Origin of the sequence: Achromobacter sp. K91 (genome assembly GCF_003576205.1) — a bacterium.
GTDB classification, from domain to species: domain Bacteria; phylum Pseudomonadota; class Gammaproteobacteria; order Burkholderiales; family Burkholderiaceae_B; genus Achromobacter; species Achromobacter aegrifaciens.
This window is the reverse complement of the sequence record NZ_QWFB01000049.1, coordinates 87,759-103,578: the sequence shown is the minus strand read 5'-3', so window position 1 is coordinate 103,578 and position 15,820 is coordinate 87,759. Positions and strand designations below refer to the sequence as shown.

Annotated in this window: 14 protein-coding genes; 7 read left to right on the top strand and 7 right to left on the bottom strand. The window is 67.4% G+C overall.

Annotation, left to right across the window (positions count from 1 at the left end; all coding sequences use genetic code 11):
- The first annotated feature begins 135 nt into the window (after positions 1-135).
- From DXK93_RS24275 to DXK93_RS24260, 4 genes are read left to right on the top strand one after another with little or no spacing between them, the layout of a single operon-like run.
- Positions 136-810: a cupin domain-containing protein gene (locus tag DXK93_RS24275; protein WP_119451397.1), complete on the top strand. Its 675-nt coding sequence runs from the start codon at positions 136-138 to the stop codon at positions 808-810.
- Positions 807-1,919 (top strand): FAD-dependent oxidoreductase, encoded by a 1,113-nt coding sequence (locus DXK93_RS24270; protein ID WP_119451396.1) that lies wholly within the window; start codon positions 807-809, stop codon positions 1,917-1,919. The genes DXK93_RS24275 and DXK93_RS24270 overlap by 4 nt, the downstream gene beginning before the upstream one ends.
- Entirely contained in the window at positions 1,916-2,986 is a 1,071-nt protein-coding gene (locus tag DXK93_RS24265) for an alcohol dehydrogenase catalytic domain-containing protein (protein ID WP_119451395.1), read from the top strand. Before DXK93_RS24270 ends, DXK93_RS24265 begins: the two co-directional genes overlap by 4 nt.
- Before the next feature lie 25 nt (positions 2,987-3,011).
- Positions 3,012-4,235 carry an MFS transporter gene (locus tag DXK93_RS24260; protein WP_054456389.1) on the top strand — a complete coding sequence of 408 codons (1,224 nt, stop codon included), beginning with the start codon at positions 3,012-3,014 and terminating at the stop codon, positions 4,233-4,235.
- Between the two features lie 15 nt (positions 4,236-4,250).
- Here DXK93_RS24260 and DXK93_RS24255 read toward each other — a convergent pair whose 3' ends face one another.
- Positions 4,251-4,712: a GNAT family N-acetyltransferase gene (locus DXK93_RS24255; RefSeq protein ID WP_119451394.1), complete on the bottom strand. Its 462-nt coding sequence runs from the start codon at positions 4,710-4,712 to the stop codon at positions 4,251-4,253.
- Between the two features lie 176 nt (positions 4,713-4,888).
- Between DXK93_RS24255 and DXK93_RS24250 the strand changes: the two genes are divergently transcribed.
- Positions 4,889-5,917 carry a MerR family transcriptional regulator gene (locus DXK93_RS24250; RefSeq protein ID WP_119451393.1) on the top strand — a complete coding sequence of 343 codons (1,029 nt, stop codon included), beginning with the start codon at positions 4,889-4,891 and terminating at the stop codon, positions 5,915-5,917.
- Between the two features lie 90 nt (positions 5,918-6,007).
- Entirely contained in the window at positions 6,008-6,694 is a 687-nt protein-coding gene (locus DXK93_RS24245; protein ID WP_119451392.1) for a GntR family transcriptional regulator, read from the top strand.
- A 15-nt stretch (positions 6,695-6,709) separates the two neighbouring features.
- On the opposite strand, the gene DXK93_RS24240 is transcribed toward DXK93_RS24245, so the two are convergent.
- Complete coding sequence (locus DXK93_RS24240) at positions 6,710-7,594, bottom strand: LysR family transcriptional regulator (protein ID WP_119451391.1); 885 nt, start codon at positions 7,592-7,594, stop codon at positions 6,710-6,712.
- Positions 7,595-7,748: 154 nt separating this feature from the next.
- On the opposite strand from DXK93_RS24240, the gene DXK93_RS24235 reads away from it, so the two are divergent.
- On the top strand, positions 7,749-9,260 hold the full coding sequence (locus tag DXK93_RS24235; RefSeq protein WP_119451390.1) for an MFS transporter: 1,512 nt from the start codon (positions 7,749-7,751) through the stop codon (positions 9,258-9,260).
- A 26-nt stretch (positions 9,261-9,286) separates the two neighbouring features.
- On the opposite strand, the gene DXK93_RS24230 is transcribed toward DXK93_RS24235, so the two are convergent.
- The 5 genes from DXK93_RS24230 to DXK93_RS24210 form a co-directional block, all read right to left on the bottom strand.
- Entirely contained in the window at positions 9,287-10,570 is a 1,284-nt protein-coding gene (locus DXK93_RS24230; protein ID WP_054456383.1) for a cystathionine gamma-synthase family protein, read from the bottom strand.
- Between the two features lie 288 nt (positions 10,571-10,858).
- A complete protein-coding gene (locus DXK93_RS24225; protein ID WP_054456382.1) occupies positions 10,859-11,872 on the bottom strand; it encodes a PleD family two-component system response regulator in 1,014 nt (337 codons plus the stop codon).
- Positions 11,873-11,906: 34 nt separating this feature from the next.
- Positions 11,907-12,917: a chemotaxis response regulator protein-glutamate methylesterase gene (locus DXK93_RS24220; protein ID WP_054456381.1), complete on the bottom strand. Its 1,011-nt coding sequence runs from the start codon at positions 12,915-12,917 to the stop codon at positions 11,907-11,909.
- A complete protein-coding gene (locus tag DXK93_RS24215; protein WP_119451389.1) occupies positions 12,914-15,169 on the bottom strand; it encodes a hybrid sensor histidine kinase/response regulator in 2,256 nt (751 codons plus the stop codon). Before DXK93_RS24215 ends, DXK93_RS24220 begins: the two co-directional genes overlap by 4 nt.
- Positions 15,166-15,816, bottom strand: coding sequence for a chemotaxis protein CheW (locus DXK93_RS24210; RefSeq protein ID WP_119451388.1), 651 nt, complete (start codon positions 15,814-15,816; stop codon positions 15,166-15,168). Before DXK93_RS24210 ends, DXK93_RS24215 begins: the two co-directional genes overlap by 4 nt.
- Positions 15,817-15,820 lie beyond the last annotated feature (4 nt).

Here is a 15,820-nt window from a genome sequence, read left to right as displayed (position 1 = left end):
CTTTCAATCAAAGGTAGTTTATCTGGTTTGTCCGCGGCTGCCGATTGGCGAAGAATACGCCCTGTCAGCAGCCAATTTCAGCATATGACAGCCAAGGGCCGGACATCACCTTGGAATAGCTTTTCTACCAATATCATGCTTATCAACGCCGATTTCTCACGCAACGCCATCGTGACGCCGGAGCAATACCAATGGGTGCCGTCGCCGCAGCACGGCGTGGAACGCATGATGCTGGACCGCGTGGGCGGCGAACAGGCGCGCGCCACCAGCATCGTGCGCTACGCGCCGGACAGCCGCTTTCCGCCGCACGCGCATCCCGGCGGCGAAGAAATACTGGTGTTGTCCGGCACCTTCTCCGACGCCAGCGGCGACTATCCGGCAGGCTGGTATCTGCGCAATCCGCCGGGCTCCGCCCATGCCCCTTCCAGCAGGAACGGCGCCACCATCCTCGTCAAATTGCGGCAGATGCCTGCGGATGAACAATCCGTCGTACGCATCGACACGCGCGATCCCGCCGCCTGGACGCGCGAGCGCGGCGGCGAAATCTGCCCGCTTTACTCCGCGTCCTATGAGCAGACCTGTCTGCGGCGCCTGCCCGCCCATGCACCGCTGCCGCGGACCGCAGCCGTGCATGCGGAAATACTGGTTCTGGCCGGATCGATTGCCGACGGACAAGCTTCTTATCCGCAAGGCAGCTGGCTGCGGCTTGCCCGTGGCGCGCAAGCCGCACTCGACGCCGGCGCCGAGGGCGCCACCGTCTATCTGAAGACCAACCATCTGCCGGACCCGAACGGCGGGAGCCAGCCATGACGACGTCAGTGGACACCGTCATCATCGGAGGGGGACTCGCGGGCCTGTACGCCTCCCTGCTGCTGCAGCGGCATGGCGCCGGCAGCCATATGCTGCTGGAAGCACGCGACAGGCTGGGCGGCCGCATCCTGGGCGCCGGCTCCTACGATCTGGGCCCCACGTGGTTCTGGCCAGCGATCCAGCCCAGGCTTGGCGCCCTCGTCCGCGAGTTCGGCTTGTCTATCATCCCGCAACACGAAGCGGGTTTCATGATGGTCGAGCGTTCAGGAACGCCGGTACGTATGCACAGCTACCCCAGCCATCCGGAGTCCTTCCGGCTAACCACTGGCATGAGCGGCCTGATCGATACCCTGCTCGCACGCCTGGATCCGACATGCATCAAGCTGGGCCGGACCGTGACCCGGCTGCATGCCACAGGCCGCGCCATCGAGGTGCATGCGCGGGACGGCGAGGGACGAGCCAGCGTCTTTCAGGCCTCGCAGGTGCTGCTGGCCGTCCCTCCGCGCCTGGCGCAATCCCGTATCGCTTTCGACCCTCCGCTGCCGAGCGCGCTGGCAACGCAATGGCGCGGCACGCCGACCTGGATGGCTCCCCATGCCAAGTACCTCGCCGTCTACGGTTCGGCATTCTGGCGCGAGCAAGACATGTCTGGCGCAGCCCGCAGCAGCCGGGGACCTCTGGCCGAGGTCCACGACGCCAGCACCCCGCAAGGTCCTGCCCTGTTCGGATTCGTAGGCATGCCCGCGGCGGCGCGCCGGTCGGCAGGCCAGGACGTGTTGATGGCCCTCAGCCGCGCGCAGCTCGCCCGGTTGTTCGGCCCCCTGGCGCTCAAGCTCGAGCGGGAGTTCTACAAGGACTGGGCGCAAGACCCCGACACCTCGACGGCTGCGGACTGCGGGGATGGCGGCGCGCACCCGGCAGCACCCGCCGTTGCCGCCGAGACTGGCGTATGGGCGGGTCGCTTGGCCGGGATAGCCAGCGAATGGTCCGCCGCATTCCCCGGCTATCTGGCTGGCGCCATCGATGCCGCGGACGCGGGCGTGAAGTGGCTGCTGAACTGCGCTGCACCCTCCCCCAATGCGGTCCCGCCTGGAGCCCCCGCCCAATGACACGCCTCCCTTCCACCTATCGCGCCATTCGGACCACCGCGCCCGGCCGGCTCGAATTCGTTGAATTGTCCACGCCCGAACCCGGCCCCGGAGAAGTACTGCTGCGCGTCGAAGCTTGCGGCGTCTGTGGCGCCGACGCGGCCGATATCGACAATCCGGCGCTGCAACGGCCCCGCGTCCCCGGCCATGAAGCCGTCGGCCGCATCTGGGCGCTCGGCGCGGGCGTCGACACCCGCTGGAAGATCGGCCAACGCGTCGGCGTAGGACGCCTGGGCGGTCATTGCGGCGCCTGCACGCAATGCCGCCAGGGCCTCTTCAATCTGTGCGCGAATCAACCGGTAGTCGGCGTTACCCGGGATGGCGGTTATGCCGAGATGATGCTGGCCCGGGCGACCGGACTGGTTGCCATACCCGACGAGCTCGACGCCATGCAAGCCGCCCCGATACTTTGCGCCGGCATCGCCACCTTCAACGCGCTCCGGAAATCCGGAGCGCAGGCCGGCGATCTCGTTGCCGTGCTGGGCATAGGCGGCCTGGGCCACATGGCGTTGCAATACGCCCGCCGCATGGGCTTGAAAGTGGCGGCAATCGGCCGGGGCCTGGACATCGCCGCTGACGCCTTGCGCCTGGGCGCCCATGTCTACATCGACAGCAACGAGGAAGACGCCGCGCAACGGCTCCTCGACATGGGCGGCGCACAAGCGCTGATCGCCACCATCACCGACACGCAGGCCGTGTCCGGGGCCATGCGCGGACTGGCTCCGCAAGGCCGCACGATGTTGCTGGGCGTGGGCCGCGACCCGCTGGCGGTGCCGCCCGGCTTTCTGGTGGGCGGCGAGCGCACCGTTGCCGGGTCCATGACCGGCACGCCTTGGGAAACTGAAAAAGCGCTGAATTTCAGCGTACTTGCAGAGGCGCTGCCCATGGTCGAGACTCTACCCCTGGAGCGCGCAGCTGATGCCTTGCTGCGGCTGAAGTCCGGCGATGCGAAGTTCCGCGTGGTCCTGACCATGGACGCCGCGCGAGAACCGCAACGCGCTCGGCAAATCAACACCCATATCAACTAAAAGCACGACTCTCGAGGAGACCCACTTGTCCGCATCAACCCCGGCGCCATCGGCCGCACCCGGCGCTGAACTCACGCCGCAGGCGCAGCGCGGCAACATCGCCCGGCTGACAATCGCCCAGGCGCTGGCAGGCGCCAACGCCGTCGTGGTCTACGCCACCGGCGCCATCGTCGGCGACATGCTGGCGCCGGACAAGGCGCTGGCGACCCTGCCCATTTCCATCTTTGTGGTCGGCATGGCCGCCTGCATCCTTCCTGCTGGCGCCATCGCCAGGCGCCATGGCCGCCGCGCGGCATTTCTTGCCGGCACCGCCTGCGGCGTGCTGGTGGGCCTGCTGGCCGCCGCCGCCATCGTGCTGAGTTCTTTCTGGCTGTTCTGCCTGGGCACGTTCTTCGGCGGCGCGTACGCCGCCGTCGTGCTGTCGTTCCGCTTCGCGGCGGCCGACGGCGTGTCTCCCGCCAGGCGCGCCCGCGCCCTGTCCTTCGTGATGGGCGGCGGCGTGCTGGCCGGCGTGGTCGGCCCGCAGTTGGTCACGTACACGATGTACCTGTGGCCCGTACACATGTTCGCGGCGACCTATCTCATGCAGGCGGCGGTAGCAGCGGTCTCGGCCCTGGTCCTGCTGGGCGTGCACCTGCCCATGCCCAGCGCGGCCGAAGTTGCGGGCGGACGGCCGCTGGGCTTGATCGCGCGCCAGCCGCGCTTCGTCACGGCGGTGGTCTGCGGCGCCGTCTCCTACATGCTGATGAATTTCCTGATGACCGCCGCGCCGCTGGCCATGCATCTTTGCGGCCATTCCCAGGAAAGCGCCAACCTCGGCCTGCAATGGCACGTCATCGCCATGTACGGCCCCAGCTTCTTCACGGGACGCCTCATCACGCGTTTCGGCGCCGGACGCATCGTCACGGCGGGCCTGGCGCTCACCGGCCTGTCCGCGGCCATCGGCCTGACCGGGATCGACGTGGCCCACTTCTGGGTGACCTTGGTCCTGCTGGGCCTGGGCTGGAACTTCGGATTCGTGGGCGCGTCGGCCCTGGTTCTGGAATGCCACCGGCCGGAGGAAAAGACCCGGGTGCAGTCGCTCAATGACTTCATCATCTTCGGCACCATGGCGGTCGGCTCCTTCGCATCGGGCGGCCTGCTGGCGGCCTATGACTGGGCGACGGTGCTGTGGGTGTCGTTCATTCCCCTGGCGATCGCAGCGGTCGCGCTGCTGGCCGGGTCTGCCAAGTCGCGGCAACAGGCCTGAACCCGGCCGTTCGGCTCAACCGAGGTCGCCGGATACCGGCGGCCTCGCGATGAATGCCTGCTTGCCATGCCTGTCAAAACCCGCGGACTCGTAGAATCGAAGGGGCGCTTCGTCCTTTCTACCGGTCATCAACATGACCTTGTAGCAATTCCCGCCCCAGGCGAACGCCAGCGCCTCGTCGAGCACCGCCTTGGCAAGGCCCTGACGCCGGTAGGCGGCATCCGTCACCACGTTCTCGATCACGCCATAGGGCCGACAACCACGCGTCAGATTGGGAATGACGGTAAGCGTGCAGCTTGAAGCGAGCTTGCCGTCGGCATACGCGCCAAAAACCCTGTGCCGAGTGCTTTCCATCAGTTCCTGCCAGACCGCTGCGACCGTTTGCGCGCCCGGCAGGCGATCATCCGCTGGATGCAGATGCCGATACAAATCCAGCAGACTCGACAACTCGGAAGCATCCAGCTCACGGATATTCATTGTTCGTTTCCTCCCCGGGGGACGCCCATTATTCCAGGAACGGCCAAGGCCGCCGCTCAAAATCGCTGGATCCCATCGCCCGACGTGTCAGACTAGCTGCCGCCCGCGGTAACGCTTGACCCTCACGCAACGTCATGTCCCAGAGTTCGTTCCGCGCCATCAACAGGAGGAATGCCGTGCAACTGAAAGTAGGAGAACTGGCCAGGCGAAGCGGGCTGACTGTCCGCACGCTGCACCACTATCACGCGATCGGGCTGCTCACGCCTTCGGCGCGCGCCGACAACGGCTATCGGCTGTATGGCCGCGACGACATCGCCCGGCTGCATCAGATCCAGGCGCTGCGCCGCTTCGGATTGCCGTTGGCCGAGATCGGCGCTTATCTGGACCAGCCCGACACTCCCATGGACGAAATCATCGCGAAGCAGATCGCGATGCTCGACCGCCAGATCCAGCAAGCCTCCCGGCTGCGCGAGCGTCTCGCCCAGCTGCAGGGCCAGTTGGCGCAAGGCAAGGAGCCAGAGCTGGCCGATTGGCTCACCACTCTGGAACTCATGACCATGTACGACAAATACTTTTCCCCCGATGAACTGGCCCGCCTGCCCATGTACCGCAGCAGCCAGAATGGCGACGCCGAATGGCTCGCGCTGGTCAAGGAGGTGCAGGCGCAGATGGATGCCGGCGTCGCGCCCGAAGCGGCGCAGCCGCGCGAACTGGCCTTGCGCTGGATGACCCTGCTGCTGCGCGACACCAATCGCGATCCGCGCCTGCTGGTCAAGCTGAACCGGATGCACGAACGCGAGCCCTCGATGCAGGCGCACATGGGCATCTCGCCGGCCTTGCGCGATTACGTGCTGCAAGCCTTCTCGGAAAGCAAGCTGCGGATCTACGAGAAGTACCTCACGCCGGACGAGGCGCGCTACATGCGCGAGCATTACGGCGATCGCATTGGCGAATGGCCCGAACTGATGGCCGAGGTGCGCGACGCTCTCGACGCGGGCGTGGCTCCGGACTCGCCCACGGCCCTGGCGTTGGCCCGGCGCTGGCTGGACCTGTTCCGCAGCTATGCCGGCAACGACCCCGCCACCCAGGCGAAATTCCGCCACGCGCTGATGACCGAGCCCGAGCTCACCGCCGGCACCTGGACTGATGACGCCACCCTGTCGTTCATGCGGCAGGCGATGGGCGCGCTGGCGGCGGCGCGCTAGCGCGGGTCCGCCCGGCCATGGGCAGGCCCGCTCCCCGCCGGGCCTGCCCATTTGCTAGACTGACCAGCCCTGTCCCTCGCCTGCCCCAACATGTCCCAGGAAGTCCGCCCCGACCCCAGCGCCGACGATATCGCCAAGGAAATCTCGGCGGCCATCGTCGCGCACAAGTTGCCGCCCGGCACGCGGCTGCGCGAAGAGGCGCTGGCGGGGGTGTATCAGGTCAGCCGGACCAAGATCCGCGCCGCGCTGCTGATGCTGTCCAAGGACAAGCTGATCAACATCGTGCCGGACAAGGGCGCGTTCGTGAGCAAGCCGGACGCGAACGAGGCGCGCGAGGTCTATGCGGTACGGCGCATCCTGGAAGCAGCGCTCGCACGCGAATTCGTGGCGCGGGCAACGGCGGCGGACTACCGCCGCATCGACGCCCATCTGGCCGCGGAGCGCCGCGCGCTGGAAGGCGGCGACGTGCAGGAACGCAACCGGCTGCTCGGACACTTCCACATTCTGCTGGCCGAGACCGTAGGAAATTCCGTGCTGACGGGGATGTTGCGCGAACTCTCGGCCCGCAGCGCCGTCATCACCGTGCTGTATCAAAGCTCGCACGATGCCAGCTGCTCGTCGCAGGAGCATTACGCCTTCATCGAGGCCGCCCGCGCGGGCGATGCCGACCGTGCCTGCGCGCTGATGGACGCGCATCTGGAGCATGTGCAGACGGCTCTGGATTTCAAGAACGGCGGCCGCAGCGGCGGCGACCTGGTCAGCGCCCTGCTCAGCTGAAGCCGCCCCCCCGCGCTACGGCTGCGCCTGCGTCCCCGCCAGCAACTGGCCCATGCGCTGCTGCAGCCAGAGTTCCGTCTCGCTCAGGCTGCCGCCCCTCAGCCACAGCGTACGCACGGACAACATGGGCAGGAACAGGTCCGCGCAGCGCACGCTGACGAGCTCGTTGCTGAAACCCTGGTATTCGCCGATGTTCAGCGGCAGGATGGCCCAGCCCACGCCATTGGCGGCCATGGCAGCGATGTTGTAGCTGCTGTCGGCCCGCCAGACCGATGGGCTCAGCACCACCTGGTCGACGCCGTCCATCTGCATGAGCAACTGCCGGTGACGCGCCAGGTCATTGCGCCCAACCTCGGGCAGCGCGGCCAGCGGATGGCCCTGCGCCACGAAGATGCCCTGCGCCACATTGCCCAGATGGCGATGGGCGAAGGCGCTGCCCGGATCGCCGCGATCGAACTGGAAGGCCAGGCTGGCGCGGCCCTGTTCCACGTAATCGGCGACCTCCGTCGCGGTGCCGTTGAGCTGGGTCAGCTCCAGCGCCGGATAGTGTTCGGCCAGTTCCTTCAGCAACTGGTCGGCCACCAGATAAGGCAGCCCTTCGTCCAGCGCGACGCCCAGGCGCGCTTCGCGCCCGGCGGCAAACGACAAGGCGCGCTGCTCCAGCGCGCCTGCCTGGCGCAGCAGTTCCTGCGCCTCCTGCAACATGACCTCGCCGGCGGCCGTCAGGGTTGCGTTGCGCCGCGACCGGTCGAACAACTCCACGCCCAGGTCCGCTTCCAGCAAGCCTACCGAGGTACTGATCGCCGACTGCGCCCGGCCCAGGCGTCGCGCCGCCGCCGAGAACGATCCCGATTCCGCAGCGGCGACGAAATGACGTAGCTGATCCAGTGTCCATTGCATGTCGCGACTCCTCGTTATCCATCTATTTTATAGATGGTTTCAAACTTTTTTATGCGAATTGGAAGATGGATAATGGCGCCCTCTGAGACCCGGCCAATCCCGGCCCCGCCCGCGTTCGCGGCGCGGCAGGCGTTTCAGTTTCAGGAGTAGAACCATGCAGCGGACTGAACCGAACGCTGTCGCCACGGCCGCGCCCGGCCGCTGGCTGGTGCTGGCCATCGTGTCCAGCGCCTTGCTGTTGATCGTGGTCGACATGACCGTCCTCTATACCGCCCTGCCCCGGCTCACGCATGAATTGAACGTCAACGCGTCGGAAAAGCTGTGGATCGTGAACATCTACGCGCTGGTCGTGTCCGGCCTGCTGCTGGGCATGGGCACGCTGGGCGACCGCCTCGGCCACAAGCGCCTGTTCATGGCGGGGCTGGTCGTGTTCGGCACGGCGTCCCTGTGCGCCGCCTACTCGCCGGGCGCGGCCACGCTGATCGCGGCGCGCGCGCTGCTGGCCGTGGGCGCCGCCATGATGATGCCTGCCACGCTGTCCATCCTGCGCCTGACCTTCGCCGACGAGCGCGAACGCGCCATCGCCATCGGCGTATGGGCCTCGGTTGCCTCGGGCGGCGCCGCGGTCGGCCCGGTGGTGGGCGGCGTGCTGCTGGAGCATTTCTGGTGGGGTTCCGTGTTCCTCATCAACGTGCCCATCGTGCTGCTGGCGCTGCCGCTGGCCTGGCGCCTGATTCCTGCCAGCCGTCCGGACGCCTCCCGCCCCTGGGACCTGCCGGGCTCGTTGCAGGTGATGGCCGGCCTGATCCTGTGCGCCTACGCGCTGAAGGAACTGGGCAAGACCGACCCGTCCTGGCGCGACGCCGGCCTGGCCTGCGCTGCGGGCGCGGCCATGCTCGCCGTGTTCGTGCGGCGCCAGCGCGCGCGGCCTTATCCGCTGATCGACTTCGCCATCTTCCGCAACCTCAGCTTCAGTTCGGCCGTGGCGGCTGCGCTGTTCGCCGCCGCTGCGCTGCTGGGCATGGAGCTGGTGTTCAGCCAGCGGCTGCAGCTGGTCATGGGCATGTCGCCGCTTGAAGCCGCGCTCTTCATCCTGCCGCTGTCGCTGGCCGCTTTCATCGCGGGTCCGCTGGCGGGCTGGCTGCTGGGCCGCGTCAACAGCGCCACCATGCTGTTCCTGTCGTTGCTGGTGTCGGGGCTGGGCATGACCGGCTACCTCCTGAGCTATGACGCGGCGCTGCTGCCGCAGATGGTCAGCCTGTGCGTACTGGGCGCCGGCATAGGCGCCACCATGACCGCGGCGTCCAGCACCATCATGCAGAGCGCCACCCCGGAGCGCGCCGGCATGGCGGCCTCGATCGAAGAGGTTTCGTACGAGCTGGGCGGCGCGCTGGGCGTCACCCTGATGGGATCGATCCTGTCCGGCGTCTATGCGCTCACGCTTGCCGTGCCGGTTGGCCTGCCCCAGTCCGACCTGGCGCGCGACAGCCTGGACCAGGCCCTGATCGTGGCGGACGGACTGTCGTCGGACCTGGGCATGGCCTTGACCCGCCTGGCCAAGACCGCCTTCGACACGGGCTATGCCGCAGTCATCGCCACCGCGGCGCTGATGCTGCTGGTCACGGCGGGGTTCGTGCTATTCAACCGGCGGCGCATGGCAGCCTGAAACAGGCCTGCCATGCCGGCCCCGGCTCAGCAGTTGCGGAAGGCGTGGTCCATGTCGGCGATCAGGTCTTCCTCGTGCTCCAGTCCGATCGACACGCGCACCAGCCCCTCGGACACGCCGGCCGCGTCGCGCTCGGCCGCCGGAACGCCGGAATGCGTGGTGGACGCCGGATGGCAGATCAGCGATTCGGTGCCTCCCAGGCTGACGGCCGACTTGAACAGATGCAGCGCGTTGATGAAGCGGAACGCCTTGGCGCGCCCGCCCTCAAGCACGAAGGCGAAGGTCGAACCCGGCCCGGTGCACTGGCGTTTGTAGACTTCCTGGTAGGCCCGGTCCGCAATCATCTCCGGATGGAAAATCTGCACTTTTTCATGCGGATTGCCGGACAGCCACTGGGCCACCTTGGTCGCCGTGCGCGCGGCCTGCTTCATGCGCAGCACCACGGTCTCCATCGAACGCGTGATCATCCAGCAGGAATGCGGGTCCAGCTGAGAGCCGAACGCGCTGCGGATGGCTCGCACCTTCTTGACCAGCGTCTTGCTGCCGGTGACCGCGCCCGCAACCAGGTCGCTATGGCCGCCCACATACTTGGTCAGCGAATACACGCACAGGTCCACGCCATGCTCGGCCGGTTTCTGGAAGATCGGGCCCAGCAGGGTGTTGTCGCACACCGACACGGGACGATAGCCGTGCCGCGCTTCGAAGGCGTCCAGCTCATTCTTCATGGCCTCGAAATCGATCAAGGCATTGGTCGGATTGGCGGGCGTTTCAACAAAAAACAGACGCACCGGCCCCTGCGCCGCCGCGGCCTCCAGCGCTGTGCGCATGCTCTTGGCCGACAGGCCGTCCTCGACGGCATGCGAACCTATCCCCCACTCCGGGAAAATCTTGGAGATCAGGGTTTCGGTGCCGCCATACAGCGGCACGGATTGCACCAATTGATCGCCGGGCCGCAAGAATGCCAGGAACACGGCGCTGATCGCCGACATGCCGCTGGAGGTCACCGCGGCGTCTTCCGAACCATCCAGCAGCGCCAGGCGGTCCTCGACGATTTCCAGGTTGGGATGGTTGAAGCGGCTGTACACCAGCCCCGCGGACTCGCCCTGGGGCAAGGGTTTGCGGCCCGAAACCAGATCGAAGAACGCCGCGCCATCCTCGGCCGAGCGGAACGCGAAGGTAGACGTCAGGAACACCGGCGGCTTGACCGCGCCCTCCGACAGGAAGGGGTCGAAGCCGTACGACATCATCTGGGTTTCGGCATGCAGCGGGCGGCCGAAAATGTCCTTCTTGTGGTAGCTGGAGTAACTCATGCTATGCCTCTCTGTCTGGTTTCCGGGTGCCCGGCCGGGCCGTCGGGCTGGCGCTTCACGCATGCGAAAACAATAGCGCCGCCCGCCTCGGGCTGCATGGAAGAATGACAGTAGCCGGCCGCAAGAGTCCTTCCGCTTGCATCGTCCGGCGAGGACAGTGAGAAACAATATTTCCCCTTATGGGGATTTCCTGAAAGGCGCTGCCTGATTACCTCAACTTGGCGCAATCGACAGGAAAATCATGAAACCCGCGGAGGATGGCTGGCGCAGCCTGCCTGCGGCCGCGCCCTACATCACCCCGGGAACAACGCGATTGCGGCCCTGCCGCTTGGCTTGATAGAGGCCTCGGTCGGCCACCTGGATCAGGTCGGTGCAGGGCTGGTCGCCTTGCGGCACCGCCGTGGCCGTGCCGATGCTGACCGTCAGCCACGGGCCGTCGCCAGTGTCCTTCTGCGGAATCTGCAAGGCTTCCACCGCGCGGCGCAGCTTCTCGGCGGCCAGGCGCGCGCTGCCGGCCGGGGTGCCAGGCAATACCAGCGCAAACTCCTCGCCGCCAAAGCGCGCCGCCAGGTCGGTGGACCGGTCGCAACTGGCGAAGATGGTGTTGGCCACCCGCTTGAGCGCCTCGTCGCCAGCGATGTGGCCGTAGGTGTCGTTGTAGGCCTTGAAGTGGTCCACGTCGATCATGAGCATGCTGATTTCGCGGCCGTCGCGGCGCGCACGCTGCCACTCGGCATTGAGGTATTCGTCGAAATAACGGCGGTTGCCCAGGCCCGTCAGTCCGTCGGAATTGGTCAGCCGGCGCAACTCCATATTGCTTTCCAGCAGTTGCTGCTGGCTCTGGCGCAAGGCCTGGTAGGCCTCGTCGCGCTGCACCAGGGCCAGGTAGGAGCGCGAGTGGTAGCGGATGCGCGCCACCAGCTCGATGGAGTCGGGCAGCTTGACCAGATAGTCGTTGGCGCCGGCGGCAAAGGCCGCGCTCTTGATCGCCGGATCTTCCTTGGTGGACAGCACGATGATGGGGATATCGCGCGTCACCGGATGGCCACGGTACTCCTGCACCAGGCTCAGTCCGTCCACGCCCGGCAGCACCAGGTCCTGCAGGATGACGGTGGGCCGGGTCTGGATCGCCACGGCCAGCGCCTTTTCCGGATCCGAACAATAGTGGAAGTCGATGTTGCCCTCCGTGGCCAGGGCCCGCCTGATGGCCTCGCCGACCATCACCTGGTCGTCGACGAGCAACACCATGGCCGCATGCGAATGCAGGTTCGCCGAAGCCGAGCTGTCAATGGGAGGTTGCATAGTGAGTCCTTGAATGCTGTCGAGGTCCGCGCGCTCAGGCAAAGGCCTGGATCACGCGGGGAGCGATTTGGTCCAATGGGCGGATTTCCACGGCCGCCTGCATGGCGGCCGCGGCCTTGGGCATGCCGTAGACGGCGCTGCTGGCCTGGTCCTGCGCAATTGTCAGGTAGCCGCGTTCGCGCAGCGCCTTCAGCCCGCGCGCGCCGTCCTGGCCCATGCCCGTCAGCAGCACGCCGACGGCCAGGCCGCGCCAGTGCTGCGCCACGCTATGGAAAAAAACGTCGATGGAAGGCCGGTACAGGCTTTCCTTGGGAGTTTCGGTGTAGCGCAGCGTGCCGTCGGCCAGCATGTGCAGATGGTCGCCGGTGCCGGCCAGCAATATCTGGCCAGGTTCGGGCCATTCGCCCTCGCGCACCAGCCTGACGGGCAGCGGCGCCTGTTCATTGAGCCAGTCCGCCATGCCCGCGGCAAACGAGGCGTCCACGTGCTGTACCAACACGATGCCCGCGGGGAACTCCGGCGGTATTCCCTTCAGCAGATGCGCCAGCGCCGGCGGACCGCCAGCCGATGCGCCGATGACCAGGAGCCGCTTGGCATCGCCCTGTTGCATGGGCCGGGCCACCGGCGTCAGGGCAGGCCGCTTGCCATAGCGGCCGATCAGCCAGCCCACGTTGCGGATCTTGCGCAGCAGCGGCGCAGACGCCGTGCGCATGTCGCCGCTGCCGATTACCGGGGTATCTGCCGCGTCCAGCGCCCCATGGCCCATGGCGTCGAACACGCGCGAGGTATGGCGCGCCACGTCGGCGGTCACCACCACGATCGCGCAGGGTGTTTCGGCCATGATGCGGCGCGTGGCTTCGACGCCGTCCATGATGGGCATGATGAGGTCCATCAGCACCACGTCCGGCCGGTCGCGGGCGCACAGGTCCACGGCCTCCTGGCCGTTGGTCGCGACCCAGGCGAGGTCCAGCCCCGGCTCCAGCGCGATCGCGCGCCGCAGCACTTCCACTGCCATCGGCATGTCGTTGACGATTCCGACTCTCACGTGCGCGCCTTTCCGATCAGGTCTTCCACCGCGTCGAGCAGCGCGTCATCATGGAAGCTGCCCTTCGCCAGATAATAGTCGGCGCCGGCGTCCAGCCCGCGCCTCCTGTCCTCTTCCCTGTCCTTGTACGACACCACCATCACCGGCAGGCCCTGCAGCTTGGGATCGGCCTTGATGCGCGACACCAGTTCAATGCCGTCCATGCGCGGCATGTCCACGTCGGTCACGACCAGGTCGAACGCCTCGCTGCGCAACATGTTCCAGCCGTCCATGCCGTCCACGGCCACGGCCACGTCGAAGCCGCGGTTCAACAGCAGCTTGCGCTCCAGCTCCCGCACCGTAAGCGAGTCGTCCACCACCAGCACGCGCTTGCGCCGCCGCGCCTGTTCGGCCGCGCCCGCGCCGTCCACCCGGCTCAGCTGTCCGCCTTCCACCAGCTTCTGCACCGACACCAGCATGTCTTCCACGTCGAGGATCAGCAGCGGCGTGCCATCGTCCATCAATGCGCCCGCCATCACGTCCTGCACCTTGCCCAGACGCGGGTCCAGCGGCTGCACCACCAGCGTGCGCTCGCCCACGTAACGGTCCACGGCAACGCCATAAAGCCGGTCGTGGTCGCCCACCAGCACCACGCATACCGTTTCGGAGGCCGGCCCGGCGCCGCCCGTGCGCAGGATCTGGCGCGCGGACACCAGCCCGATCTGCCGGTCCATGAAGCGGAAATGCTGATGCCCTTCGAGCTGTTCGATGTCTTCGGCGCGCACATGCAGCGCGTGGTTGACGTAGGCCAGCGGGAATGCGTAGATCTCTTCCTGCACCTCGACCAGCAGGCTGCGCACCACCGAGAGCGACAAGGGCATCTCCAGCATGAAACGGGTGCCCTGCCCCGTCTGCTGCTGGATGCGCACCGCGCCGCGCAACTGGCGCACCATGGTCTGCACCACGTCCAACCCCACCCCGCGCCCCGAGATCTCCGTGACTTCGCCGCGCGTGCTGAAGCCCGACAGGAACAGGAACTCCAGCAGCTCGGCCTCGGTCAGCCGGGCCGCGGTTTCCGCGCTGGCCAGCTTGCGCTGCACCACTTCCACGCGCAGCCGGTCCAGCGAAATGCCGGCGCCGTCGTCGCTGAGTTCAATCAGCAGCATGCCGGCCGCATGGCGCGCCGACAGCCGGATACGGCCTTCAGCCGGCTTGCCCGCCGCCAGCCGGTCCTGCGGCATCTCGATGCCGTGGTCCACCGCGTTGCGCAACAGGTGCATCAGCGGCGCGTCGAGCTTTTCCAGGATGTCGCGATCCACCTGGGTGGACTCGCCTTCGATTTCCAGCCGCACCTGCTTGCCCAGCGCGCGGCCTACGTCGCGGACCATGCGCGCCATGCCTCCCACCCCGTCGCCGAACGGCCGCATGCGGCAGGCCAGCGCGGTGTCGTACAGGCGCTGGGCCAGGTGGCCCATGCGCCAGCCGAATTCGTCGACCTCGCCGGTGCGCTGCGACAGCTCCTGCTGGCATTGCTGGACGATGCGCAGGGCATCGTCCAGCGCGGCTTGCGCCTGCGCGTCCAGCGCCTGGCCCGCCAGGGCCGCGCGCACGCCGTCCAATGCCTGGACCGCGCCCGCCTGCATGCGCTTCAGACGCAGCATGGACGCGCCAAAGGGCGCGATCCAGTGCGACTCCACCAGGGTCTCGCTGGACAGGCCCAGCAATTTGTTGAGCGTGTCAGCCGTCACGCGCAGCACGCGTTCGCCCTCGCCCAATCCCGCGTCCGAACTGCGCCTTTGCACCGCTGCGGCGGGCGGTTCATCCAGGACCGGAATCGGCGGCAGGAAATCCGAGGGCTTGGGGACCGGCGCGGCAGCCTGCGCTGCCGGCAACGCAGGCGCATTGCTCAGGCGCGTCACCAGCTCGTCGATCTCGCTACCCAGCTCCACACCCGGCGTGGCCACGCGCTGCAACAGGTCCGCGCCCATCAGCAGGGCGTCGATGTCCGCGGCCTGCAGCCGTAGCCGGCCTTCGCGCGCCTCAACCAGGCAATCCTCCATGGCATGCGCGATGCGCACCGCCGGATGCAGATCGACGATGCGGGCCGCGCCCTTGAGCGAATGGGCCGCGCGCATGCAGGCTTCCAGCTGCGGCGCGGACGTGGGGTCGTGCTCCAGGGCCAGCAGGCCCTTGTTCAGCACCTCCACCTGGGTGCGGGTCTCCAGCTGGAACAATTCCAGAAGCGAGGCATCGCGCATCTGATCCGGATTCACGCCAGGCTCCGTTCCAAAGCTTGCATCAGCAAGGTCTCGTCCAACACGCCCACGGCGCGGCCGCCGCAGCGGGCCATGCCGCGCGAGTACTTGAGGCTTGCGCCCTCCACGGTCGCGGGCAGGGGCTCCAGCCCGTCCAGGTCCACGGCGTGCATGCCCTCGACCTCATCCACCGGCACGACCACCGCCCGGCCTGCGCCGCCCAGTATCAGCATGCGCGCCGTGGCGGGCCGCTCGCGCGCGTCCTCCGCTGCCGCCTCCAGGCCCAGCAGACGCGCCAGCGACACGCACACAGTGAGGGAGCCGCGCACATTGGTCACGCCCAGCATCGCCGGATCGCGCCGGTGCGGCAGGCTCAGGATGCTGCGGGTGCCGGCCACTTCGTCCAGCGCCCGGGTCGGCAGCCCCAGCCATTCGCGGTGCACGCGGAACACCAGCAGCGAAGACAGCCTGGCGCGCTCCTGCGGGGCCTCTTCCGCGCCCTGCTCTTCCATTTGCGGCGGCAGACGGTCAAGTATGCGCTTGGCGGCCGCCGCATAGACCGGACAATTGCGGCAATGCACGTGGTCGGCCAATTGCGCGCAACTCTTGTCGCCGCGGATGCCGATGCGGTTCCAGCAGTCGTCCACGTCGGACAGCGCGCCCATGATT

Excerpts from the sequence above, each read along its gene's own strand:
- DXK93_RS24275 (WP_119451397.1), top strand. The coding sequence starts at position 136 with ATGCTTATCAACGCCGATTTCTCACGCAACGCCATCGTGACGCCGGAG.
- DXK93_RS24270 (WP_119451396.1), top strand. The coding sequence starts at position 807 with ATGACGACGTCAGTGGACACCGTCATCATCGGAGGGGGACTCGCGGGC.
- DXK93_RS24265 (WP_119451395.1), top strand. The coding sequence starts at position 1,916 with ATGACACGCCTCCCTTCCACCTATCGCGCCATTCGGACCACCGCGCCC.
- DXK93_RS24255 (WP_119451394.1), bottom strand. The coding sequence starts at position 4,712 with ATGAATATCCGTGAGCTGGATGCTTCCGAGTTGTCGAGTCTGCTGGAT.
- DXK93_RS24245 (WP_119451392.1), top strand. The coding sequence starts at position 6,008 with ATGTCCCAGGAAGTCCGCCCCGACCCCAGCGCCGACGATATCGCCAAG.
- DXK93_RS24240 (WP_119451391.1), bottom strand. The coding sequence starts at position 7,594 with ATGCAATGGACACTGGATCAGCTACGTCATTTCGTCGCCGCTGCGGAA.
- DXK93_RS24235 (WP_119451390.1), top strand. The coding sequence starts at position 7,749 with ATGCAGCGGACTGAACCGAACGCTGTCGCCACGGCCGCGCCCGGCCGC.
- DXK93_RS24230 (WP_054456383.1), bottom strand. The coding sequence starts at position 10,570 with ATGAGTTACTCCAGCTACCACAAGAAGGACATTTTCGGCCGCCCGCTG.
- DXK93_RS24225 (WP_054456382.1), bottom strand. The coding sequence starts at position 11,872 with ATGCAACCTCCCATTGACAGCTCGGCTTCGGCGAACCTGCATTCGCAT.
- DXK93_RS24210 (WP_119451388.1), bottom strand. The coding sequence starts at position 15,816 with ATGGGCGCGCTGTCCGACGTGGACGACTGCTGGAACCGCATCGGCATC.